General features: G+C 38.7%; 24 protein-coding genes. 17 read left to right on the forward strand and 7 right to left on the reverse strand.

Annotated elements, in window-relative coordinates; translation table 11 throughout:
- The first annotated feature begins 499 nt into the window (after positions 1–499).
- Complete coding sequence (locus tag WAO84_RS03925; RefSeq protein ID WP_340063749.1) at positions 500–886, forward strand: pyrophosphohydrolase domain-containing protein; 387 nt, start codon at positions 500–502, stop codon at positions 884–886.
- A 17-nt stretch (positions 887–903) separates the two neighbouring features.
- On the opposite strand, the gene WAO84_RS03930 is transcribed toward WAO84_RS03925, so the two are convergent.
- Positions 904–1971: a branched-chain amino acid aminotransferase gene (locus WAO84_RS03930; protein WP_340063750.1), complete on the reverse strand. Its 1068-nt coding sequence runs from the start codon at positions 1969–1971 to the stop codon at positions 904–906.
- Between the two features lie 241 nt (positions 1972–2212).
- Here WAO84_RS03930 and WAO84_RS03935 point away from each other — a divergent pair, with 241 nt between their 5' ends.
- The 10 genes from WAO84_RS03935 to WAO84_RS03980 all read left to right on the forward strand — a co-directional run bounded on the left by WAO84_RS03935 (position 2213) and on the right by WAO84_RS03980 (position 11719).
- Positions 2213–2740: a DUF4920 domain-containing protein gene (locus WAO84_RS03935; RefSeq protein WP_340063751.1), complete on the forward strand. Its 528-nt coding sequence runs from the start codon at positions 2213–2215 to the stop codon at positions 2738–2740.
- Entirely contained in the window at positions 2741–3406 is a 666-nt protein-coding gene (gene mnmC2 / locus WAO84_RS03940) for a tRNA (5-methylaminomethyl-2-thiouridine)(34)-methyltransferase MnmC2 (RefSeq protein WP_340063752.1), read from the forward strand.
- A 127-nt stretch (positions 3407–3533) separates the two neighbouring features.
- Positions 3534–4481, forward strand: a complete 948-nt coding sequence (locus WAO84_RS03945) for a TIGR01777 family oxidoreductase (RefSeq protein WP_340063753.1) — start codon at positions 3534–3536, stop codon at positions 4479–4481.
- A gap of 118 nt (positions 4482–4599) precedes the next feature.
- Positions 4600–5139 carry a nucleotide exchange factor GrpE gene (locus WAO84_RS03950; RefSeq protein WP_340063754.1) on the forward strand — a complete coding sequence of 180 codons (540 nt, stop codon included), beginning with the start codon at positions 4600–4602 and terminating at the stop codon, positions 5137–5139.
- 36 nt (positions 5140–5175) lie between these two features.
- Positions 5176–6294 (forward strand): molecular chaperone DnaJ, encoded by a 1119-nt coding sequence (gene dnaJ, locus WAO84_RS03955; RefSeq protein WP_340063755.1) that lies wholly within the window; start codon positions 5176–5178, stop codon positions 6292–6294.
- 243 nt (positions 6295–6537) lie between these two features.
- The gene (locus tag WAO84_RS03960; protein ID WP_340063756.1) at positions 6538–7461 is read left to right on the forward strand and encodes an ABC transporter ATP-binding protein; all 924 of its coding nucleotides are present in this window, start codon (positions 6538–6540) and stop codon (positions 7459–7461) included.
- Between the two features lie 8 nt (positions 7462–7469).
- Positions 7470–8810, forward strand: coding sequence for an ABC transporter permease (locus WAO84_RS03965; protein ID WP_340063757.1), 1341 nt, complete (start codon positions 7470–7472; stop codon positions 8808–8810).
- Between the two features lies 1 nt (position 8811).
- Positions 8812–9660 (forward strand): mechanosensitive ion channel family protein, encoded by an 849-nt coding sequence (locus WAO84_RS03970; protein ID WP_340063758.1) that lies wholly within the window; start codon positions 8812–8814, stop codon positions 9658–9660.
- A gap of 40 nt (positions 9661–9700) precedes the next feature.
- The gene (locus tag WAO84_RS03975; RefSeq protein ID WP_340063759.1) at positions 9701–10546 is read left to right on the forward strand and encodes a DUF6268 family outer membrane beta-barrel protein; all 846 of its coding nucleotides are present in this window, start codon (positions 9701–9703) and stop codon (positions 10544–10546) included.
- 9 nt (positions 10547–10555) lie between these two features.
- Positions 10556–11719 (forward strand): sigma-54-dependent transcriptional regulator, encoded by a 1164-nt coding sequence (locus WAO84_RS03980; protein WP_340063760.1) that lies wholly within the window; start codon positions 10556–10558, stop codon positions 11717–11719.
- 83 nt (positions 11720–11802) lie between these two features.
- Here the strand turns inward: WAO84_RS03980 and WAO84_RS03985 are convergent, their stop codons facing one another.
- Entirely contained in the window at positions 11803–12633 is an 831-nt protein-coding gene (locus WAO84_RS03985; RefSeq protein ID WP_340063761.1) for a hypothetical protein, read from the reverse strand.
- A 156-nt stretch (positions 12634–12789) separates the two neighbouring features.
- Here WAO84_RS03985 and WAO84_RS03990 point away from each other — a divergent pair, with 156 nt between their 5' ends.
- On the forward strand, positions 12790–13668 hold the full coding sequence (locus tag WAO84_RS03990; protein ID WP_340063763.1) for a PPK2 family polyphosphate kinase: 879 nt from the start codon (positions 12790–12792) through the stop codon (positions 13666–13668).
- Between the two features lie 5 nt (positions 13669–13673).
- Positions 13674–15071 carry a M20/M25/M40 family metallo-hydrolase gene (locus tag WAO84_RS03995; protein WP_340063764.1) on the forward strand — a complete coding sequence of 466 codons (1398 nt, stop codon included), beginning with the start codon at positions 13674–13676 and terminating at the stop codon, positions 15069–15071.
- A gap of 22 nt (positions 15072–15093) precedes the next feature.
- Here the strand turns inward: WAO84_RS03995 and WAO84_RS04000 are convergent, their stop codons facing one another.
- Entirely contained in the window at positions 15094–15444 is a 351-nt protein-coding gene (locus tag WAO84_RS04000) for a hypothetical protein (RefSeq protein WP_340063766.1), read from the reverse strand.
- 139 nt (positions 15445–15583) lie between these two features.
- Here WAO84_RS04000 and WAO84_RS04005 point away from each other — a divergent pair, with 139 nt between their 5' ends.
- Complete coding sequence (locus WAO84_RS04005) at positions 15584–16516, forward strand: peptidylprolyl isomerase (protein WP_340063970.1); 933 nt, start codon at positions 15584–15586, stop codon at positions 16514–16516.
- Positions 16517–16579: 63 nt separating this feature from the next.
- Here the strand turns inward: WAO84_RS04005 and WAO84_RS04010 are convergent, their stop codons facing one another.
- Entirely contained in the window at positions 16580–17221 is a 642-nt protein-coding gene (locus WAO84_RS04010; protein ID WP_340063767.1) for a peroxiredoxin, read from the reverse strand.
- A gap of 117 nt (positions 17222–17338) precedes the next feature.
- Here WAO84_RS04010 and WAO84_RS04015 point away from each other — a divergent pair, with 117 nt between their 5' ends.
- Positions 17339–17890: a YfiT family bacillithiol transferase gene (locus WAO84_RS04015; protein WP_340063768.1), complete on the forward strand. Its 552-nt coding sequence runs from the start codon at positions 17339–17341 to the stop codon at positions 17888–17890.
- Between the two features lie 18 nt (positions 17891–17908).
- Here WAO84_RS04015 and WAO84_RS04020 read toward each other — a convergent pair whose 3' ends face one another.
- Entirely contained in the window at positions 17909–18466 is a 558-nt protein-coding gene (locus WAO84_RS04020) for a thioredoxin family protein (RefSeq protein WP_340063769.1), read from the reverse strand.
- A gap of 105 nt (positions 18467–18571) precedes the next feature.
- On the opposite strand from WAO84_RS04020, the gene WAO84_RS04025 reads away from it, so the two are divergent.
- Together WAO84_RS04025 and WAO84_RS04030 are read left to right on the forward strand one after the other, a co-directional pair.
- The gene (locus WAO84_RS04025) at positions 18572–19036 is read left to right on the forward strand and encodes an Mpo1 family 2-hydroxy fatty acid dioxygenase (RefSeq protein ID WP_340063770.1); all 465 of its coding nucleotides are present in this window, start codon (positions 18572–18574) and stop codon (positions 19034–19036) included.
- A gap of 66 nt (positions 19037–19102) precedes the next feature.
- Positions 19103–19438, forward strand: a complete 336-nt coding sequence (locus WAO84_RS04030) for a tRNA-binding protein (protein WP_340063771.1) — start codon at positions 19103–19105, stop codon at positions 19436–19438.
- A gap of 3 nt (positions 19439–19441) precedes the next feature.
- Here WAO84_RS04030 and WAO84_RS04035 read toward each other — a convergent pair whose 3' ends face one another.
- Both WAO84_RS04035 and WAO84_RS04040 read right to left on the reverse strand, forming a co-directional pair.
- The gene (locus WAO84_RS04035) at positions 19442–20608 is read right to left on the reverse strand and encodes an MFS transporter (RefSeq protein ID WP_340063772.1); all 1167 of its coding nucleotides are present in this window, start codon (positions 20606–20608) and stop codon (positions 19442–19444) included.
- Positions 20609–20611: 3 nt separating this feature from the next.
- On the reverse strand, positions 20612–21190 hold the full coding sequence (locus WAO84_RS04040) for an NUDIX domain-containing protein (protein ID WP_340063773.1): 579 nt from the start codon (positions 21188–21190) through the stop codon (positions 20612–20614).
- Positions 21191–21217 lie beyond the last annotated feature (27 nt).

The following is a 21217-nucleotide window of genomic DNA, read 5'->3' on the forward strand; positions in this document are numbered from 1 at the left end:
TGTCGACTTCTAGTTTAGGTTCAGAAAAATCTTTTCTGTCTTTTAAGATAAGGCGCCTGTCTGCAGACGGTTTTTTATCTATTTTATTAACACTAAAGATTAAAAGAGCGACATTAATTAATAATAAGCCGGATAAAATAACAAAAAAAGTTATCATTTTTATCAAATTAAAACCACGGCACAAATTTAAGTTTTTTTTATGAAAAAACGGCTATTTAACTATGTTAATGTGCGAATTACCATCTCTTTGGGAAGATAATTTTAAAAAGAGTTAACTTTTGAGATTATACTTAATTAAAAAAAGAATACTTATGAAAAAGATAAAACCAATAAGTATTAACCATGATCCTTTATAAAACTTTTGATGAAGAATTTTATCTTTTCGGTAGCTTATTATCATAAGCAGAGTAAAAGCTATAACAAAAAGTACAGCAAAAATGAGTTGCCCTGTACTAAACATATATTATTTATTTTTGGCAAAATTAATCAAAATAAGTGTATGAAAGGTAAACTAAAAGCGGTGGAAGAATTTCATAAAGCATTTGGGTTGGGGATAAAAAACAAACCGGTTGCTTATCTCAGTAAAGAGAAAATTAAACTTCGCTTTCATTTAATGGCTGAAGAGAACGAGGAATATTATGAAGCGGCTCTTGAAAATAACATTGTTGAGGTAGCAGATGCTTTGGGTGATATGCTTTATATATTATGTGGTACGATACTGGAGCATGGTATGCAATACAAAATTGAAGAGGTTTTTGATGAAATACAAAAAAGTAATATGAGTAAACTGGGTACCGATGGCAAACCTATTTACAGAGAAGATGGAAAAGTGCTGAAAGGGCCCAATTACCACAAGCCGGATATTAAAAGAGTTCTGGAAAGTTAGTATCTCAATAATTCACTTCATACTTTGTATCGCCAGTTAAATGGGTCTTCTGAAATATTGTATTGAATATCCATCAGTCTTTTTTTGAAGTGTAAGGCCCATGATTTTTCAAGCTTGGGTAATTCAAAATTTTGCCCGTGATATCCAAATCCTGAAATAGGGTTGATAACTGCTGCCGTACCACTTCCAAAAATTTCTTTTAATGATCCGTTTTCAGCGGCCGCAATAATTTCTGATACCTTAATGGGTCTTTCTTCTACCTGAATTCCTTCATTATGTGCGAGGGCCAGTACACTTTTTCGGGTAACTCCGTCAAGGATACGGTCACTAAGCGGACAGGTTAACAGGGTGTCATTAATTCTGAAAAAAACATTCATGGTTCCAGCTTCTTCCAGATATTCATGCGTATTGGCATCGGTCCATATGATTTGCTGAAAACCCTCTTGCTTTGCAAGGTTTGTTGGGTAAAACTGTCCGGCATAGTTTCCAGCTGCCTTAGCAAAACCAAAACCTCCACTGGCAGCCCTGCTGTATTTTTCTGCGATCTTTACCCGTACTTCTCCTCCGTAATAAGACCGAGCAGGAGAACAGATAATCATAAATTTATATTGAGAAGAGGGAGAAGCCATGACACTGGGTTCGGTAGCAATTACAAAAGGCCTAATATATAATGAACTACCTATACCCTTAGGGATCCATTCTTTATCCAAATGAATCAGGGCTTTTAGCCCTTCAAAAAAAACATCATTGGGAATAGGTGGAATAGCAAGCCTTTCTGAAGATAGATTAAACCTTTTTAGGTTCTCATCCGGCCTGAAAAGCCATATTTTGTCATGGTCATCCTTGTATGCTTTCATTCCTTCAAAAACAGCCTGCCCATAATGAAAAACTCTTGCTGAAGGTTCCAGTGTTAAGGGCTGATAAGGTATGATTTTCGGGTTTTGCCACGCACCGTCTTTAAAATCACAAACCAGCATATGATCTGTAAAAGCATTCCCGAAAACCAGGTTTTCAAAATCCACAGAGGTAATTTTAGACGATGTTGTTTTTTCGATCTCAATGGTAACAATGGTTTCGTTTTTCATACTTAAAGGGCTTAATATATTAACGAATGATGGATGTATTTACAGGAAAAAAAGATTAAAAATCCTTATATGACTGATTATGATTAAATTAAACCAGATTAAACATTATTTTAACCTTAAGATTTCTTTATATAATGCAAAATTAGTCAATTAAATAAAGCTGCAAAACATAATGTTTCGAGAAAATAGATTTATTTTGTGATAAATTGTGTTTAACCAAATAATGTTCAAAAAGTAAGCCATGAAAAGATTATTAATACCTGTATTTTGTATGCTCGCTTTGGCAGGATGCAAAGAGAATAAGGATAAGGATAAGGAAACAGTTGTTGCCGAAAAAGAGATACAACCGGTAATAAATGAAAAACAAGAAGTGCAACTATTTGGAGAAACTTTTGAACCCGGTGATGTGTATGACTCAAAGAAAATGGCATTGACTCTTGACGGTATGGAAATTGGCGACAGTATTAATGTACAATTCACTGCTAAAGTGAATGATGTATGTAAAGCCAAGGGATGCTGGATGAAGCTTGATCTGGGAAAAGGAGAAGAGATGATGGTGAAGTTTAAGGATTATGGTTTTTTTGTTCCTATGGACATAGACGGTAAAGAAGTAGTTATTAACGGAAAAGCCTTTATAGGAGAAATGTCGGTAGATGAGCAGCGTCATTATGCTGAAGATGCAGGAAGTACACCCGAAGAAATTGCAGCTATTACTATTCCTAAAAAAACTTACTCGTACGAGGCGGTAGGGGTGATTATAAAACAATAGGTGAAGCGCAGCATAATAACTACGGCAGATGGTGCCCATACTATATTCTTAGAAGAATGGAACGAACAGTATCACTCCCGGCATGGAGCGGTACAGGAAGCCAGACACGTTTTTATTAAAATGGGCCTTAAGCTTTTTAGGAACCGCCATTTACGTATTCTGGAAATGGGATTTGGCACAGGTTTGAATGCCTTTATTACGCTACTTGAAGCTCCTTTATTACGACTCAAAGTCCAATATACAGGATTAGAGGCATATCCTGTGCCCAAAGAAGAATATCAACTTCTTAACTATCCGGAGAAACTGTGTGTACCTGAAAAGAAAGAGTTATTTGCAGAATTGCACACGTTGCCCTGGGAAGTCTCCTCATTTCTGACTCCTGATTTTGAAATCATAAAAAGAAAGCAGCGTTTTGAAGATTTTGCCGAAACTGCTGGTTTTGATTTAATTTATTTTGATGCTTTTGGTGCCCGGGTACAACCTGAACTCTGGACAGAGATCATGTTTGCTAAAATGTATAGTGCTTTAAATAACAACGGCGTGCTGGTAACCTATTCTGCCAAAGGAAGTGTAAGAAGAGCCATGCAATCAGTCGGTTTTGAGGTAGAGCGATTACCGGGCCCACCCGGAAAAAGAGAAATGCTGAGAGCCTTAAAATCAATATGATCCATCTTAATACAAGCGTATTTATAAATATGGCACTTTACTCCCGGCGAGCGTTGTGTTAAACCTTTTTAAAACCCTTCTCTTACCTGCTCAATAATATGTAACTTTAAAAAGTAAAGAAAAAAAAATGAAAATATTAATTACAGGAGCAACGGGGTTGGTAGGGAATGAAATTGTACGTCTCTGTCATAAAAAGGGTTTTCCTGTTCATTTTTTAACAACAAACCCTTCAAAGCGTGATCATTTGGAAGGCGCCAAAGGTTTTTACTGGAACCCTTCAAAAAATGAAATAGATATGGACTGTTTTGAAGGGGTAACAGCCATTATTAATCTGGCAGGTGCAAATATCGCACAGAGATGGACTGCATCTTACAAGAAAACCATTCTAAGAAGTCGGGTTGACTCCCTATCCCTTTTAAAACAGGCTATAGACCGGCTTGAGGATCATAATATTACCTCTTTCGTCTCTGCGTCTGCCATAGGGATCTATCCGTCTTCACTTTCAGAATATTATGAAGAAGATCTTGATAAGCCCGATACATCTTTTTTGGGTACGGTGACACAAAAATGGGAAAAGGCAGCTCTCGAAATTGAACAGACTAGTATCCCCGTTAGTATTATTCGTATAGGCTTGGTGCTGTCTTCTCAGGGAGGTGCTCTTCCTAAAATAGTAAAACCGGTTCGTTTGTATGCAGGAGCTGCTTTTGGAAGCGGAGAACAATGGCAGTCCTGGATTCATATAACTGACTTGGCAGATATGTTCCTGTTCCTGATCTCAAATGAGATGGAAGGTATATATAATGGAGTGGCACCCAATCCCATTACAAATAAAAAACTCGTAAATGAGACAGCATGTGTACTTCGTAAAAAAATAGTACTTCCCAATATTCCTTCTTTTGTTCTAAAAATGCTACTGGGTGAGATGAGCACTATTGTACTTTCGAGCCAAAGGGTAAGTAGTAAAAAAATAGAAAGAGAAGGTTTTGTGTTTAGACATCCAAATAGCAAAGGAGCATTAGAAGAAATCCTTCTTGAAAAAACAAATACTTCCAGCCAAGAACAGGCAGTAACTTAAACTGTTTTCTCAAACTTAAAAGTGTTTTAGGTATCTTTTTTTGTGACATTTTGACATTTTAAAAGAATTGGCAGTACTTTTGCCATCTTTTAAAAGATGCAAAAAAGTGGTAAAAAATATGAGTAAAGAAGATAAATCGGTAAAAAATAAAAAAACAAAAAGGGAAAATACAGCAACTGCGACTGCTGAAGACCGTGAAGTAGTTGTGAACCGCGAAGTAGAGTTACAGGAAGAACTGGCAAAAGAAAAAGATAAATTCCTGAGACTGTTTGCCGAATTTGAAAATTACAAAAAAAGAACTGCCAAAGAGCGTATAGATCTTTTTAAAACGGCTAATCAGGATGTATTACAGGCTCTGCTACCCATTTTAGATGATTTTGACCGTGCTCTTGCCGAAATAATCAAATCAGATAACAATGAACTTTTTAAGGGCGTTGTACTTATTTCAGATAAATTAAGAGAAACGCTTAAGAATAAGGGGCTAGAACAAATAGAGATCCAGGTGGGAGACGTTTTTGATGCAGATCTTCACGAAGCGGTTACGCAAATCCCTGCTCCTTCTAATGATATGAAAGGAAAGATCATTGATGTGATTGAGAAAGGATATAAGTTGGGAGATAAAGTAATCAGGTATCCCAAGGTGGTAGTTGGGCAGTAATACTCATTTATAAGACAACTACAGAAATACAAAAGTATGAAACAGGATTATTACGATATACTGGGGATAAATAAGGGTGCATCTGCGGCCGAAATTAAAAAGGCCTACAGAAAAAAAGCAATTGAATATCACCCCGACAAAAACCCGGGAGATAAAGAAGCAGAAGAAAAATTCAAACAAGCTGCCGAGGCATACGAGGTGTTGAGTGATCCCGACAAAAAAGCTAAGTATGACCAATATGGACATGCAGCATTTGAAGGGGCCGGAGGCTTTAATGGCGGAGGTATGAATATGGAGGATATATTCAGTCAGTTTGGTGATATTTTTGGAAGTGCTTTTGGTGGCGGATTTAGTGGATTTGGCGGTTTTAGCGGAGGCGGCCAGAGAAGAGTAAAAGGCAGTAATTTAAGAATACGCGTAAAGTTAGTCCTGGAAGAGATAGCCAACGGCGTTGAGAAAAAAGTAAAAGTAAGAAGGAAAGTTCAGGCACAGGGCGTCACCTATAAAACCTGTTCTACCTGTAATGGAATGGGACAAGTCACCAGAATTACCAATACCATATTAGGAAGAATGCAAACCTCTGCCCCCTGTAATACCTGTGGGGGAAGCGGGCAAATCATGGACCACCGCCCTTCAGGAACCGATGCACACGGTTTAATATTTAAAGAAGAAACCGTATCCATAAAAATACCACCGGGCGTAGTAGATGGAATGCAGCTAAAGGTATCAGGAAAAGGAAATGAAGCACCAGGTAATGGTATTTCGGGAGATCTTATAGTTGCTATTGAAGAGCAGGAGCATGCTACTCTTAAAAGAGAAGGGGACAACTTGCATTATGATCTGTATATAAGCTTTCCCGAAGCAGTTTTAGGTACCTCCAAAGAAATAGATACTGTTACCGGAAAAGTAAGGATCAAGCTGGAAGAAGGCATACAATCAGGAAAGATATTAAGGTTGCGAAGTAAAGGAATTCCCAGTGTAAATGGTTACGGAAAAGGAGACCTCCTGGTACATGTAAGTGTATGGACCCCGCAAAGCCTTACGAAAGAACAAAAAGAGTTTTTCGAGAAAATGGAAGAAGATCAAAATTTCATTCCAAAACCTCAAAAAGAAGACAAATCTTTTTTCGAAAAAGTGAAAGATATGTTTTCTTAAATTAATGTTTGTTTTAAATAAAAAAAATGTATATTTGATATACCGCTAGCAAAGCCTAGTGTTAATTTTTTCTTTTTCATAGCAATTTTTTCCCATCCTTGATATTCAAATTAAGGGTGGGTTTTGTTTTTAAAGCGTAATCTTTTGTAATAAATAGGCCATATCAAGGGTATTTCAATATCTTTGGCAACACATCGTTATTACACTGTAGAAACAGATGTAAACAGAATAATACCACTGCATATGAATTACTTGCTGGAAGCAAAAGAAGTCTCAAAAAAGTTCGGTGACTTTACAGCTTTGAATCAGGTGTCGATAGCTGTACCAACAGGCAGCATTTTTGGCTTATTAGGGCCTAATGGAGCCGGTAAAACTACATTAATTCGTATTATAAACCAAATAACCTATCCAGATGAAGGGACCGTTATACTTAATGGAAAACCCCTCCAGCCCCATCACATTGCCATGATAGGGTATTTGCCGGAAGAAAGAGGACTTTATAAAAGTATGAAGGTGGGAGAGCAGGCATTATATCTGGCCCGTCTTAAAGGAATGGAAAAACAGGAAGCACAGGCACAATTGAAATACTGGTTTGAACATCTTAATATAGGAGACTGGTGGAACAAAAAAGTACAAGAACTTTCCAAAGGGATGGCTCAAAAAGTACAATTCATAGTCACTGTTCTACACCGCCCCAAGCTTCTTATTTTTGATGAGCCTTTTAGTGGTTTTGACCCTATTAATGCCAACCTTATAAAAGATGAAATTCTCAAACTAAGACAGGAAGGTGCTACGGTCATTTTCTCAACGCATCGCATGGAGTCAGTAGAAGAGCTTTGTGACCATATTGCCCTTATCAATAGATCAGAAAAAATTCTCGATGGTAAGTTGATCGATATCAAAAAGCAATATCGAAACAATACTTTTGACATTGCCCTCGAAACAGAAAACAAACAAACGCTGAGAAGTGATCTGGAAACTAAATTTCAGGTTACCGATGCTTTTTTTAACACCGTGGGCGATGAATTGAAGCTTCGGGTTATGTTAAAAAATGGAGATTCTGCAAACGATTTGTTTGTATATCTTTCAAAAAAAGCACAAATCACTCATTTTACAGAAGTAATACCTTCTGTTAATGACATATTTATTCAAACCGTTAAAAACTAATGATTGCAATGGGGAAGTTAGGCTTAATCATTAAAAGGGAATACCTGGCCAAAGTAAGGAATAAATCCTTTATAGTGATGACTATATTGAGTCCGCTTTTAATTGTAGCTATGATAGCCCTTATAGTTTATCTGGCCCAGGTAAACAACGATGAGAAGAAAATTGTAGCTATCCTGGACGAGAGTACCTTTTTTGAAAATGTTTTCGAAACCAATTCGAAGATGTCGTACATCTATTTTAAAGATATTTCGCTGCAGCAAGCTAAAGATTCGGTAACGTCTTTTGGATATTTTGGACTTCTTCATATTCCCCGGGAAAACACTATTGAAGCAGTAGCACATAACGTTTCATTTTTCTCGGCAAAAGCACCCGGGATGAGTATTCTTGAGAAACTCGAATCAGTTATTAATAACAAGGTAAGGGAAGAAAAACTGAAAAATTACGGAGTACCGCTGGGCGATCTCAACAGCCTGAGTGAAAAATTCGAGATCACTACAGAAACATTTACCGGAGAGCGTAACCTTAAAGGGATAAGTGAGATAAAGGCCATTATTGGAGGGGTTTTCGGGTATCTTATTATGATGTTTATTATTGTGTACGGTGCTTTTGTGATGCGCAGTGTGATAGAAGAGAAAACCAGCCGTATCATAGAGGTAATTATTTCATCAGTAAAGCCTTTTCAGCTTATGATGGGTAAAATAATAGGGACATCCCTGGCCGGGATCACACAGTTTGTAATATGGATCATTTCTGCAGGAACCCTTTCCTTATTGGTTTTATCTTTAATGGGTATAGACACTCAAGAGTTAAACACCTTAGCACCTATGTCTTCCGAAGTATCGGAGACTATGAAAAAAGTTTCCGAAACCGAAACAGATACCTTCCAGCTTTATGCGTATGAGTTACTGAATATACCCTGGATAACACTTTTTGTTTCATTTATTTTATATTTCATTCTTGGATATTTAATATACAGCTCTATCTATGCGGCTATAGGTGCCGCTGTTGATAATGAGACAGACACCCAGCAATTCATGCTTCCGGTAATACTTCCGTTAATGCTGGCTATTTATGTGGGCTTCTTTTCGGTTTTTGATAATCCGCATGGGCCTATTGCCGTAGGGTTCTCTCTGTTTCCTTTAACATCACCCATAGTGATGCTCATGCGTTTACCATCGGGTATAGGAGCAGACGGTGTTCCCTGGTGGCAATTATTGGTTTCCATATTTTTGTTAATAATTACATTTATGGCTATTGTCTGGCTTGCTGCCAGAATTTACAGAGTAGGGATATTGATGTATGGTAAAAAGCCAAGCTATAAAGATCTTTACAAATGGTTAAAGTATTGATATGGAAAAAATAAAGGAATTTTTATCACTTATAATATACAAAAGTGAGGAGGTTTCTATAACCATTAGCACGGTATTATTCATTATTACCGGTTGTCTGGTAGCTTTTTATATGTTGAAGCTCATCAGACGGCTTATTACCGCCAAACTTCCCTTAGGCGATAAAAACAAGTTTATAAGCATATTCAAGTTTATAAATTACCTGGTTTATTTGTTAGTGGTTATTATCACTCTAAGCTCTTCCGGAGTAGATCTGACAGTCTTACTCACGGCTTCTGCCGCTCTTTTTGTAGGTTTAGGTTTTGCTTTACAATACCTCTTTCAGGATATTATCTCAGGTATTTTGATCATTCTTGACCAGTCTTTGCATGTAGGTGATGTTATTGAAGTAGAAGATAAAGTGGGAAAAGTAATTGATATTAAATTACGAACTACCCGAGCTGTAACCAGAGATGATAAAATCATCGTTATTCCCAATCATAAATTCCTGACAGACTCCATTTATAATTATACCCAAAACCACAGGATGACGAGGGAGTCAGTAAGTGTAGGAGTAGCTTATGGAAGTGATGTAAAGCTGGTTGAGAGACTATTGCTAGAATGTGCCGTAGAGCAAAAAGCAGTGCTTAAAAACCCCAAGCCATTTGTTTTGTTTGAAGACTTTGGCGATTCGGCACTACTTTTTAGTGTGTATTTTCATATAGGAGACAGTTTTACCGACCCCCTAATTAAAAGTGCCATACGGTTTAGAATAGATCAAAAGTTCAGAGATAATGGGGTTAAGATACCCTTTCCACAAAGAGATGTACATTTGTTCTATCCTGAAAAACCCTCTGAAAAACCTACCTGATGTACCTGTTTTTATGTTTAAAAATATCCTGATCATATATATGGCCTTTAATTTTGCAGTACCTGCCGTTATCGCTCAGGTAAATGATTTGGGTGGCGTGGAGTACACTGCTTTTTTGAATGCCGATAATGATCCTGACATCTCTTTTTTAAAAGTTTCGGCCAATATACCCACCAAAATAGGAGATAGAGGGCATTATATACTTAACGGAATAGGGTACACCAATGTGAGTATAGATTTTAAGACAGAGTATTCTTTTGATACCGCTGAACTTGGAAATTTTCATATTATCGAATACACATTCGGATATACTTTTCCCATGAATACACGGTGGCGATTTACCGCACAGTTGAATCCGGCCATAGCATCAAATTTAAGAGCATCTCTCGGTTTTGATGATTTGGCAATTAATGGCAGTATTATATTCATAAGATCGCTTGAAGGACCCAAAAAAAACAGATTGACACTCGGGCTCGCCTATAGCCAAACCAGTGGTATTCCCTTTCCACTCCCGTTTATTACCTATTTTAGAGAAATAACCCAAAACCTATCATACACAATAGGGGTTCCCATTACCAAGTTTAAATATTATTTAGGAAGAAGGAGAAACAGTGTAGAAGGTTTTTTGAGGTTGTCAGGTTTTTTCTCAAACTTAAGTAACCCTGTTGCCGTAAACGGGCAGGAAGCGACAGCTATCAACCTGTCTGGAATAGTAGCAGGTATAGGATACGACCGCTATATAGGAAAACGGTTTAACCTTTTTTTTAAAGCTGGTTACTTTTTCCGGGATCAATTACAGTTGAACGATGAAAATCGTGATGAAATATTTGATTTTAATCTTTCTGATACCTTTTATACAAGAGGAGGTTTTCAGTTTAATTTCTAAGAAAAAAATATGTCAAAGATTCTTATTATTGAAGATGAAGCAGCCATTAGAAGAGTATTGGTCAAGATACTCACAGAAGAGAATGATGCGTACAAAGTAGAAGAGGCCGAAGATGGGCTGGCAGGTATCAATAAGATCAAGAAAACCGATTATGATCTGGTATTATGTGATATCAAAATGCCCAAAATGGATGGAGTAGAAGTATTACAAATGGCTCGGGAACTTAAACCGGAAATTCCGTTTATTATGATCTCCGGGCATGGAGATATTGAAACAGCAGTAAACACGATGAGAATGGGTGCATTTGATTATATTTCAAAACCACCAGACTTGAACAGGTTACTCAATACAGTACGCAATGCCCTGGATAGAAAAGAGCTGGTAGTTCAGAACAAAGAACTTAAAAAGAAAGTGAGCAAGAACTACGAAATGGTAGGGGGAAGTGAGGCTATACAGCATATTAAAGAAATTATAGAAAAAGTAGCGCCTACCGATGCCAGGGTATTAATTACCGGCCCCAATGGTACCGGAAAAGAGCTGGTGGCTCACTGGCTGCATCAAAAAAGTGACCGTTCAACAGGGCCTATGGTAGAGGTTAACTGTGCCGCCATTCCCTCCGAGCTTATTGAAAGTGAACTGTTTGGCCACGTAAAAGGGGCCTTTACGTCTGCCGCCAAAGACCGGGCAGGGAAGTTTGAAGCTGCTAACGGAGGCACCATTTTTCTAGATGAGGTAGGAGATATGAGCCTCTCCGCCCAGGCAAAAGTATTAAGGGCACTTCAGGAAAACAAAATTTCCCGCGTAGGGAGTGATAAAGACGTTAAAGTAAATGTAAGAGTGCTTGCCGCTACCAATAAAGACCTTAAAAAAGAAATAGAAGAAGGTAAGTTTCGTGAGGATCTGTACCACCGTTTGGCCGTAATTTTAATAAAGGTACCCTCTCTCAATGATCGCAGGGATGACATTCCCTTACTGGTTGAGTATTTCGCAAAAAAGATAGGCCGGGAGCAGGGAACCGTACCCAAAAGCTTTTCTGAAGGTGCCATAAAGTTGTTACAGAATTATGACTGGACGGGAAATATACGGGAGTTGCGTAATGTAATAGAGCGCCTTATCATTTTGGGAGGTAAAGTAGTTTCAGAAGAGGATGTAGAGCTCTTTGCCAGTAAATAGTAAATAAGGTATAAAATCAAAAATCGGGACATTTTGTCCCGATTTTTTTCATCATTGCATAATATGAGGGTTCTTAATCTGACTTATTTCGAAGAGCCAATACACTGTTCCAAACCGTTTAAAGCCTGTCGTGCGATGGCTTTCGCTTTTTCAGTATAAAAACGTTGTGTACCGTTAAGAGATTCTGCTTCCAGTGCGCTTTCGGCTCTGACATAGCTGTCAAAAATGAGGTTATAGGCCTCTGTACACCCTAACACCTCTGTAAGTTCGGTAATTGATTTTTCAAAATTCTGTAAAGCCTGTTCTGCTTTTACTTTTAGTTTAATCTGTTGTTGAAGTTCCCGTTGGCGCTCCATTTCTCTTTGCTCCTGTAGCTTGCGTTGTTGTTCCATTTGCACGTCCAGGCGTTTTTGCTCCTCTTCCAGTTCTCGTTGTCGCGCCATTAAACGCTCTCGTTCTTCCTGTATCTTTTTTTCTTTAAGCTCCATTTCTTCATCGGCAATACTGCTAACGAGTACGCCATCAGTCTGGTAGGAAGTTTGTTTTCTTCTCGAATTGCACATTTCCAGATTTGCAATAAGGTTTTGTGCCTCGGCAAGTGCTTTTTTCGTAAAGTACCTACCTTTGTCCCAATCTTCGGGATCAGCGGCTTTTCGTAAGCTTTCAAGCCCCAGGTCTATGTTTACCCTGGCTTCAGTACATCCGCATTTTTCAACAAATGCCTGTGTTTTCTCAAAGGCTTCAATGGCTCTGGAGGCATAATACCTTTGGTGATCAAAGTTATCGGCTTTTAAAGATTTGTTCGTGTGGAAAACAGCATAGTTGGCCGCAGAATGGGCTTCTAAACAGCTGTCCTGGGAAAAACCAGAATACATTACAAAGAATAACCCCAGGAAAAAAATGGTGGTTTTCATGGTAAATTAAGTTATGTTAATAATTTGGGCATAACAATATTACGACTTTATAACCTAAAATAAAAGAAGCAATGCTAAATAATTAATAAAGCCCGATTATTTAGGGTATTTCTTAGTATATTTAGCCTTCACACGTAAATGACTGCAGCGCTTTGTATGAAAAAGATCGTAAGTAGAAAATATAAAGTAGATAGCCCTATTTCCTTACAACAATTATCTACATATGAAGACCTGGGTGCAGATGAGGATTCCTTAAAAGAGGTCTTAAGAAACACCAGAAAAAAGTTGGGTAAATTTCAGGATACTATGTATGCGCATGGTAAGTATAGTGTTCTCATTTGCCTTCAGGGAATGGATACCGCCGGGAAGGATAGTCTTGTAAGAGAAGTTTTTAAAGACTTTAACAGCAGAGGGGTCGTAGTTCATAGTTTTAAAGTGCCATCTACTAAGGAACTCAAACATGATTACTTGTGGCGCCACTACATAGCATTGCCCGAACGTGGCAAATTTGGAGTCTTTAACCGTACACATTATGAAAATGTACTGGTAACCAGGGTACATCCTGATTATATTCTAAATGAGAATTTACCCGATGTCAATTCTGTTGAAGAGATTACAAGTGATTTCTGGAATAAGCGGTTTGAGCAGATCCGTAATTTTGAAAAACACATAACTCAAAATGGTACCATTGTTTTCAAGTTTTTTTTACATCTCTCAAAAAGCGAACAAAAAAAACGACTGTTAAGAAGAATCGATCGTAAAGAAAAAAACTGGAAATTTTCCGCCGGAGATCTAAAAGAACGAAAACTATGGGATCGGTATCAGGTGTGTTATGAAGATGCTATTAACAGAACTTCCCGGTCATGGGCTCCCTGGTATATCATACCGGCCGATAATAAAAATACTGCCAGGCTTATTGTAGCCCATATATTGCTGGAATATTTAACAGCTATGAAAGATATTGATGAGCCCCGGCTGGATGCTGAAACCCTGGCTAATCTTGAAATGTATAAAAAAGAACTTGAATCTGAATAAAAGCAATGAAATATATTTTCCTACTTACCTTCCTTTATGCCAATGGTCTTGTTTTTGCGCAAACGACTGATGAAGACCGAATAAAAAAGTTTTATAGTACATCACTTACCGATGGTAAGGCGTATGACTGGCTCAATTACCTTTCAAATCAAATAGGCGGGCGCCTTTCAGGTTCTTTAAATGCAGAAAGAGCAGTAAAATATACAAAAGCACAACTTGACAGCCTGGGGCTGGATCGCGTATGGCTACAACCGGTAATGGTACCGAAATGGATAAGAGGTGTACCCGAGTTTGCCTATATTGAAACAAAACCCGGAAAAACCGTTAATGTACCTATTTGTGCCCTGGGCGGTTCAGTGGCAACTCCTGACGGAGGATTAAAAGCAGGAGTTGTTGAGGTGAAATCACTGGATGAACTGGTGCAGTTAGGAACTGAAAAAATAAAGGGAAAAATAGTATTCTTCAATCGCCCCATGCAGGCAGATCTTATTAACACCTTTGAAGCATATGGCGGGTGTGTTGATCAGCGATATGCAGGGGCTCAGGAAGCTGCAAAGTTTGGCGCTTCAGGAGTGATTGTACGTTCCATGAACCTCAGACTGGATGATTATCCGCATACCGGTTCCATGAGTTACGGCAACCTGCCCGTTTCCCGCAGAATACCGGCCGCAGCCATAAGTACCAATGGTGCAGAGTTATTGAGCTCGATGCTCACGTTATCGCCTAATCTTGAGTTTTATTTCAGGCAAACCTGTAAACAACTTCCCGATGTACAGTCACACAATGTAATAGGTGAAATTACAGGAAGTGTGTATCCCGATGAGATTATTGTAGTAGGGGCACATCTGGATTCCTGGGATCTGGGAGACGGTTCTCATGACGACGGTGCCGGATGCGTACAAAGTATGGAAGTATTACGCTTGTTTAAGAAAACAGGGTATCGCCCAAAGCGTACCATTCGTGTAGTACTGTTTATGAACGAAGAAAATGGTCTTAGAGGAGCCAAAGAATATGCAGAACAGGCATTGCGTAAGGGAGAGAATCACATAGTAGGCCTGGAAAGTGATGCGGGTGGTTTTACTCCGAGAGGATTTTCTTTTGATTGTTCTGACGAAGATTTTGAACGTATACTTGATTGGAAACCCTTATTTAAACCTTATTTAATACACTATTTTGAAAAAGGAGGCAGTGGCGCCGATGTAAACCCTCTTAAAGGCAAAGGAGTGGTACTCTCAGGATTAAGACCTGATTCACAACGCTATTTTGATCATCATCATGCCGAAAACGATACTTTTGAGCATGTAAACAAAAGAGAATTGCAATTGGGAGCCGCTACCATGGCAGCACTTATTTATCTTTTTGATACTTATGGAGTTGCCGAAAGCAAAAAAGTAAAAGGGTAAGTAAAAAAATTGCTTTTGCGATCTATCTGCTTTTTTCAATAAGTTCCTTAAGCTCTTCTGTACTCTCTTTGGTTAGTTTGTTCTGATCATTGAGTAATTGTACCATACATTCTATACCCTTGTTTGCCGTAATTCTCAATTTAGCTATACGTTGAACAAATTCATTAAGTTCTACCTGTTGTTGCCTCTTTAGTTTTGGGAGTATGGCATTGGCAAAATCGAGAAAATCATCAACAATGTTTTCATGTGTCTGATTTTCTTTAGCAAGCTCCTCTAGCAATACACTAATTTTTTGTCCGGTTTCATTGAAGTTTTTTGCTATTCGCTGTGTATATGCGAGCTTGACCAGGTTAACATTATTCTGAATCTCCATGGCACGTTTAAGTTGTTATTATTTGGGGTTAACAGTTTTAAAGAACAGTTATTCCTATTCTCTCTCTAATAACGTAAACAGACGTTCGTTATTGGATAAAGTAATTATTATCTTTGCTATTCACTATAAATTGAATGATATGCAAGACGGTATTTACGCAAAATTTACCACTAACCGAGGAGAAATACTGGTTAAACTTACTTACGATAAAACTCCCGGAACGGTAGGGAATTTTGTAGGACTGGCCGAAGGTACACTTGAGAATGAAGTAAAAGCAAAAGGAGAACCTTATTACAACGGGTTAAAGTTTCACCGGGTAATCAGTGATTTTATGATTCAGGGCGGATGCCCTCAGGGAAGCGGAGTAGGTGGCCCGGGATACCAGTTTGACGATGAGTTCCATCCCGAGCTAAAACACCATGGCCCCGGAGTACTATCCATGGCCAATGCAGGCCCCGGAACCAATGGCAGTCAGTTTTTTATTACTCATGTAGAAACCTCGTGGCTAAATGGAAAACATACTGTTTTTGGTTTTGTAGAACACGGTCAGGAAGTGGTAGATACCATTCAACAGGGAGATACCATAGAAACGCTTGAAATTGTGAGAGTAGGTGATGAGGCTGGCGCTTGGGACGCTTTGAAAGCGTTTAAAGATTTTGAAGCTTCTAAAAAGACCCGAGAGGCCGAAGCAAAAAAACAAGCTGAAGAAAAACTCAAGACACTTACTGAAGGTTTTGATAAAACAGAAAGCGGACTCTATTACAAATCTCTGGAAAAAGGAAATGGCGAAAAAGCTTCTAAAGGACAAAAAGTATCTGTTCACTATGAAGGAATGCTACCTGATGGCCAGATATTTGATTCGTCATTTAAAAGAAACCAACCTATTGACTTCAGTCTGGGAACCGGACAGGTGATTCCCGGATGGGATGAAGGCATTGCATTGCTGGAAGTAGGCGAAAAAGCACGTTTTGTAATTCCTCCGCATCTTGCCTATGGCAGCAGAGGAGCCGGAGGAGTAATACCTCCTAATGCCACTCTTGTTTTTGATGTGCAATTAGTAGCGATCAAATAGTTTTTTTACCATATATAGATCAAAAAAAGCTCTGAACAACAGAGCTTTTTTTATGAAATATCTTTAATCTATATCAGGTTGAGGGGTAAGGCGCAGATACGGCCTTACTTCTTTAAAGCCTTTAGGGAAAATATTTTTGGCATCTTCACTCGAAATAGCAGGGCTTATTACTACTTCTTCTCCGTGGTTCCAGTTGGCAGGAGTAGCTACTTTATGATATTCTGTAAGTTGCAAAGAATCAATTACCCGTAATAATTCATCAAAATTTCTTCCCGTCGAGGCAGGATAGGTGATGATAAGCTTTATAGACCTGTCCGGCCCGATAATGTACACTGACCTCACTGTTAAAGTAGCATTAGCATTGGGGTGTATCATATCGTATAACTCTGATACCTTACGGTCTTCATCTGCAATAATGGGAAAATCAACAGTAGTTTGTTGCGTATCATTAATATCCTTAATCCATCCCATGTGCGATTCAAGTCCGTCAACACTCAGAGCCAGCACTTTGGTATTGCGTTTTTCAAACTCTTTCTTATACTTTGCTACCGTACCCAATTCGGTGGTACAAACCGGCGTATAGTCTGCAGGGTGCGAAAAAAGAACACCCCATCCGTCACCCAGGTAGTCGTAAAAGTTAATTTCGCCTTCAGAGGTTTGTGCTGTAAAATCAGGAGCTTTATCTCCCAGTCTCAAGGTTGCCATGTATATAGTTTTTAATAATTATATTTAGTCTATAAAGTTACTATACTATTTTAAGAATTCCGATTTTCACCTTCAAAAAAAACCGTTAAAATTCAGGTATTTTAAGTATCTTTAAGTATGCACACAACAGATGAGAACCTTCTAAAATACCCCATAGGGCATTTTGAATGCCCTGAAAATATTACTTCTAAACACATCGAAGCCTGGATAGCAGTTCTGGAAGCTTTTCCAGCCAGATTATCGGTTTTGGTACAGCCTCTTAGTGAATCTCAACTGGAAACCCCGTATCGTCCGGGAGGGTGGACACTTCGCCAGTTGGTACACCATATAGCAGACAGTCATCACCACAGTTATATCCGTTTTAAGTGGGCACTTACTGAAAATAACCCGGTTATTAAACCGTATGACCAGGATGCATGGGCGGCCCTTTTTGATGCAAAAACAGCACCTTTGGCCCTATCTCTTGATCATATAAAAAGTGTACATGCCCGGTTGGTATATCTGTTAAGAAAACTGGATGACGACGCTTTGAACAGAGCTTTCATACATCCGGAATCCCGTGAGACCGTAACTCTCAAAAAGAACATTGGCATGTATGCATGGCACAGTGAACATCACTATGCACATATTCATGCTTTATTACTGAGAGAAGGCTGGTTGCCCCGTTAATTAATTAGGTCAGAAAGATCAGGGTTTCCATTTAATATTACACCCAATACTGGGTTTTTGCTCTTTTGTAACAGGTTTATTGCTCAAAAGTGCATCGAGCGCGTTTCGTATGTCTTTTCCACTAACCGGAATATTATTTCCGGGGCGCGAATCGTCCAGTTGTCCGCGATAAACGAGCTTTAACTGCCGGTCAAAAATATAGAAATCCGGAGTGCAGGCAGCATCATACTTTTTGGCTACTTCCTGAGTTTCATCAAATAAATACGGAAATAAAAATCCGTTTTCACGTGCATTGATCTTCATCTTATCAGGGGCATCCTCGGGGTAGTTCTCAATATCATTACTGGAAATAGCGACAAATCCAATTTTTTTGCCTTTATAGTCTTTTGCCAGTTGAACTATTTCGGCATTTACGTGTTTTACAAACGGACAATGGTTACAAATAAACATTACTACCGTGCCATTATCTCCTGATACGTCAGCCAGATCCAATACTTTGTCAGTCACGGTATCGGGTAACGAAAAATGAGGAGCCGTTGTACCCAAGGGTAACATATTACTTTCGGTTCGGGCCATTTTTTTTGTTTAAAATTACAAAGAATCTCAGGGACTGAACATGAATGCCTATTAAAAAAATCGTAAATTGTGATTTTGAATTGTATTAAAATTAAACGATTGTTCATGAAAACTTTAGATCAATGGTTTCGGGAATATGGGGTAAGTCACCAGAATAAGACCAATAAAGCCATTCACTATATTTGCGTACCTGCTATTTTTTTCTCCATAGTAGGGTTGTTAATGAGTATTCCTGCCGGTTTTTTAGAAAGATTATTTCCATTTGAAAACCCTTTAATAGAGAATTGGGCCACTATGGTGCTTATTGCTGTTCTCTTTTTTTATGTTCGTCTTTCATTGGTAATGGCACTGAAAATTTTGCTTTTTGCAGCAGTTTGTGTGATCGTTAATCACTGGATTGGACAATTTGCACCTCTTTGGATAGTATCTCTGGCTATTTTCGTGATAGCATGGATTGGACAATTTTACGGACATAAGATTGAGGGAAAGAAACCTTCTTTCCTAAAAGATCTTCAGTTCTTGTTAATAGGTCCTGCCTGGGTAATGGATAACATTTTTAAAAAATCGTAAGTAAACTAAAGTGATGTGTATTATTGATTATACAAAATGATCAACTTTAATAATTGAGATTCTGTCATGTCAGAGATCACCTGGAACGACTTTGAAAAAATTGATATGCGTGTAGGGACCATTGTATCGGTAAGTCCCTTTCCCAAAGCCCGTAAACCTGCTTATAAACTGATAATCGATTTTGGTGAAACTATAGGAAAACGAACATCTTCAGCACAAATAACCCGTAAATATACTTCCGAAATGTTGGTTGGTAAGCAAGTCATTGCGGTGATTAACTTTCCTCGTAAGCAAATAGCTGATTTTATGAGCGAATGTCTTGTTTTGGGTGCGGTAGATGGGGAAGACGTATTTTTGCTAGCGCCGGAACGGCCGGTAAGTAACGGACTTCGTATAAGTTAGGACTTATTTTCTCCATAAAGCGATGCTGCCTAATACGGGGCCGGGAACAAGCAGCAGGAAAACATATGTAATGGGTAAAAAACGGAGAGTAAAACTTATGAGCTCTATACTGAGTATGGTTAATGAAAACCCTATACAATTTACCAGTGTAAGCGATGTACCTTTTAATTCAGGAGTAGCATTTTTGGCTACTAATGTTGAGAATAAGGGTGAATCTGTAATAACCGCTATTCCCCACACGGTCAAATAACTAAAAAAGATCCAGGGGCCGGTATGAATGGCTAAAGGAGCAAGAAGGCAACAAATCCCCGAAAGAATCAGGGCTATGCGGGCTACTTTTTTCTCCCCGTGTTGCAGTGACAGGTATCCGCCTGAAACACATCCTATGGCACCTATGGCAATAACCCCAAAGGAAACAAGTGAAACAGACAAAGAAAAAGGCTGGTGCAGGGTCTCGTAATGTTCCAGAAGTAAAGGTACAAATGCCCAGAAAGCATACAATTCCCACATATGTCCAAAATACCCCAGAGCCGGTTTAAGGAAATCTTTATTCCTGAAAATTTTCCGTAGTCCGTTAAAGTGTAGTCTTGTTCCTGGTTTTCTATAGGGCCCGTCTTTAACTCCCAGGCCAATACACAATCCGCCTATAATACTCAGTGCGGAGGTGGTACTTATAACCGTTTTCCATGAAAGATTTAGCGATATTCCTTTAAGCAAATGCGGTAACGCAGTTCCTAAAACCAGGGCACCAACAAGATATCCCAATGCTTTTCCGAGACCCTTTTCATAATAATCGGCAGCTATTTTCATACCCACGGGATAGATGCCTGCCAGGAAAAAACCGGTTAAGAATCGCAGAATGACCATAGAGGTAAGTGTATGCCCTTCAAGGATCATTAGAATATTGGAAATACTTGCAGCAAAAGCACTCCACATAAAAACTTTAGAAGGGGAGAAACGATCGGCAATGGTAAACAGCGCGTAAAACAGTGTACCTGTAATGAAACCTAATTGCACAGCTGCGGTAATATGTCCCAGGGCATGAATGTCAAAACCAAAAGCATCAATAAGGTCTGAAATAACCGCATTCCCTGCAAACCATAAAGATGTACAGAAAAATTGTGCTGTCACAATATACACAATGAGTAAAGGAGGAGGTTTTACAGACATTTTTTACAGCAGGTTATTGATCTTCGCGTATTGAAGTAGCATTATGGTTTTTGCATCTTTAATATCTCCGGTTGCGATCATATCACAGGCTGTTTCAAAAGGGATTTCTATGGTCTCTATATATTCGGTTTCGTTCGGGTTACCGCCTCCGGCATCTTTTTTCATAGCAGCGTCATACTCGGCTATAAAAAAATGAAGGATCTCTGTAACGGCACCCGGAGACATATAGGCTTCAAATACTTTGGTAATAGTTTCAATGTGATATCCGGTTTCTTCCAATATCTCTTTTTTAATACTTTTTTCAGGACTATCTCCATCCAACAACCCTGCACATACTTCGATCATCATACCATTAGAGTTACCATTTACATAGGTAGGCATTCTAAACTGGCGAGTCAGGATAATGCTGTTTTGCGTTTTATTGTAAAGAAGTACCGCTGCACCATTACCCCGGTCGTACACCTCCCGGCTTTGCGACTGCCAGGAGCCGTTTTCTAACTGATATTCAAAATTCACTTTCTTAAGGGTGTACCAGTTATTTGAAAGTACCTGTTCTGTTTGATTTCTAACTTTTTTATTCATGTTGAGACATTTAGGAGCAGTGGGTTC

Source organism: Ascidiimonas aurantiaca (assembly GCF_037646345.1).
Classification (GTDB): Bacteria; Bacteroidota; Bacteroidia; order Flavobacteriales; family Flavobacteriaceae; genus Ascidiimonas; species Ascidiimonas aurantiaca.

Excerpts from the sequence above, each read along its gene's own strand:
- WAO84_RS03925 (WP_340063749.1), top strand. The coding sequence starts at position 500 with ATGAAAGGTAAACTAAAAGCGGTGGAAGAATTTCATAAAGCATTTGGG.
- WAO84_RS03930 (WP_340063750.1), bottom strand. The coding sequence starts at position 1,971 with ATGAAAAACGAAACCATTGTTACCATTGAGATCGAAAAAACAACATCG.
- WAO84_RS03935 (WP_340063751.1), top strand. The coding sequence starts at position 2,213 with ATGAAAAGATTATTAATACCTGTATTTTGTATGCTCGCTTTGGCAGGA.
- WAO84_RS03945 (WP_340063753.1), top strand. The coding sequence starts at position 3,534 with ATGAAAATATTAATTACAGGAGCAACGGGGTTGGTAGGGAATGAAATT.
- WAO84_RS03950 (WP_340063754.1), top strand. The coding sequence starts at position 4,600 with ATGAGTAAAGAAGATAAATCGGTAAAAAATAAAAAAACAAAAAGGGAA.
- dnaJ (WP_340063755.1), top strand. The coding sequence starts at position 5,176 with ATGAAACAGGATTATTACGATATACTGGGGATAAATAAGGGTGCATCT.
- WAO84_RS03960 (WP_340063756.1), top strand. The coding sequence starts at position 6,538 with ATGAATTACTTGCTGGAAGCAAAAGAAGTCTCAAAAAAGTTCGGTGAC.
- WAO84_RS03965 (WP_340063757.1), top strand. The coding sequence starts at position 7,470 with ATGGGGAAGTTAGGCTTAATCATTAAAAGGGAATACCTGGCCAAAGTA.
- WAO84_RS03970 (WP_340063758.1), top strand. The coding sequence starts at position 8,812 with ATGGAAAAAATAAAGGAATTTTTATCACTTATAATATACAAAAGTGAG.
- WAO84_RS03975 (WP_340063759.1), top strand. The coding sequence starts at position 9,701 with ATGGCCTTTAATTTTGCAGTACCTGCCGTTATCGCTCAGGTAAATGAT.
- WAO84_RS03980 (WP_340063760.1), top strand. The coding sequence starts at position 10,556 with ATGTCAAAGATTCTTATTATTGAAGATGAAGCAGCCATTAGAAGAGTA.
- WAO84_RS03985 (WP_340063761.1), bottom strand. The coding sequence starts at position 12,633 with ATGAAAACCACCATTTTTTTCCTGGGGTTATTCTTTGTAATGTATTCT.
- WAO84_RS03990 (WP_340063763.1), top strand. The coding sequence starts at position 12,790 with ATGAAAAAGATCGTAAGTAGAAAATATAAAGTAGATAGCCCTATTTCC.
- WAO84_RS03995 (WP_340063764.1), top strand. The coding sequence starts at position 13,674 with ATGAAATATATTTTCCTACTTACCTTCCTTTATGCCAATGGTCTTGTT.
- WAO84_RS04000 (WP_340063766.1), bottom strand. The coding sequence starts at position 15,444 with ATGGAGATTCAGAATAATGTTAACCTGGTCAAGCTCGCATATACACAG.
- WAO84_RS04005 (WP_340063970.1), top strand. The coding sequence starts at position 15,584 with ATGCAAGACGGTATTTACGCAAAATTTACCACTAACCGAGGAGAAATA.
- WAO84_RS04010 (WP_340063767.1), bottom strand. The coding sequence starts at position 17,221 with ATGGCAACCTTGAGACTGGGAGATAAAGCTCCTGATTTTACAGCACAA.
- WAO84_RS04015 (WP_340063768.1), top strand. The coding sequence starts at position 17,339 with ATGCACACAACAGATGAGAACCTTCTAAAATACCCCATAGGGCATTTT.
- WAO84_RS04020 (WP_340063769.1), bottom strand. The coding sequence starts at position 18,466 with ATGGCCCGAACCGAAAGTAATATGTTACCCTTGGGTACAACGGCTCCT.
- WAO84_RS04025 (WP_340063770.1), top strand. The coding sequence starts at position 18,572 with ATGAAAACTTTAGATCAATGGTTTCGGGAATATGGGGTAAGTCACCAG.
- WAO84_RS04030 (WP_340063771.1), top strand. The coding sequence starts at position 19,103 with ATGTCAGAGATCACCTGGAACGACTTTGAAAAAATTGATATGCGTGTA.
- WAO84_RS04035 (WP_340063772.1), bottom strand. The coding sequence starts at position 20,608 with ATGTCTGTAAAACCTCCTCCTTTACTCATTGTGTATATTGTGACAGCA.
- WAO84_RS04040 (WP_340063773.1), bottom strand. The coding sequence starts at position 21,190 with ATGAATAAAAAAGTTAGAAATCAAACAGAACAGGTACTTTCAAATAAC.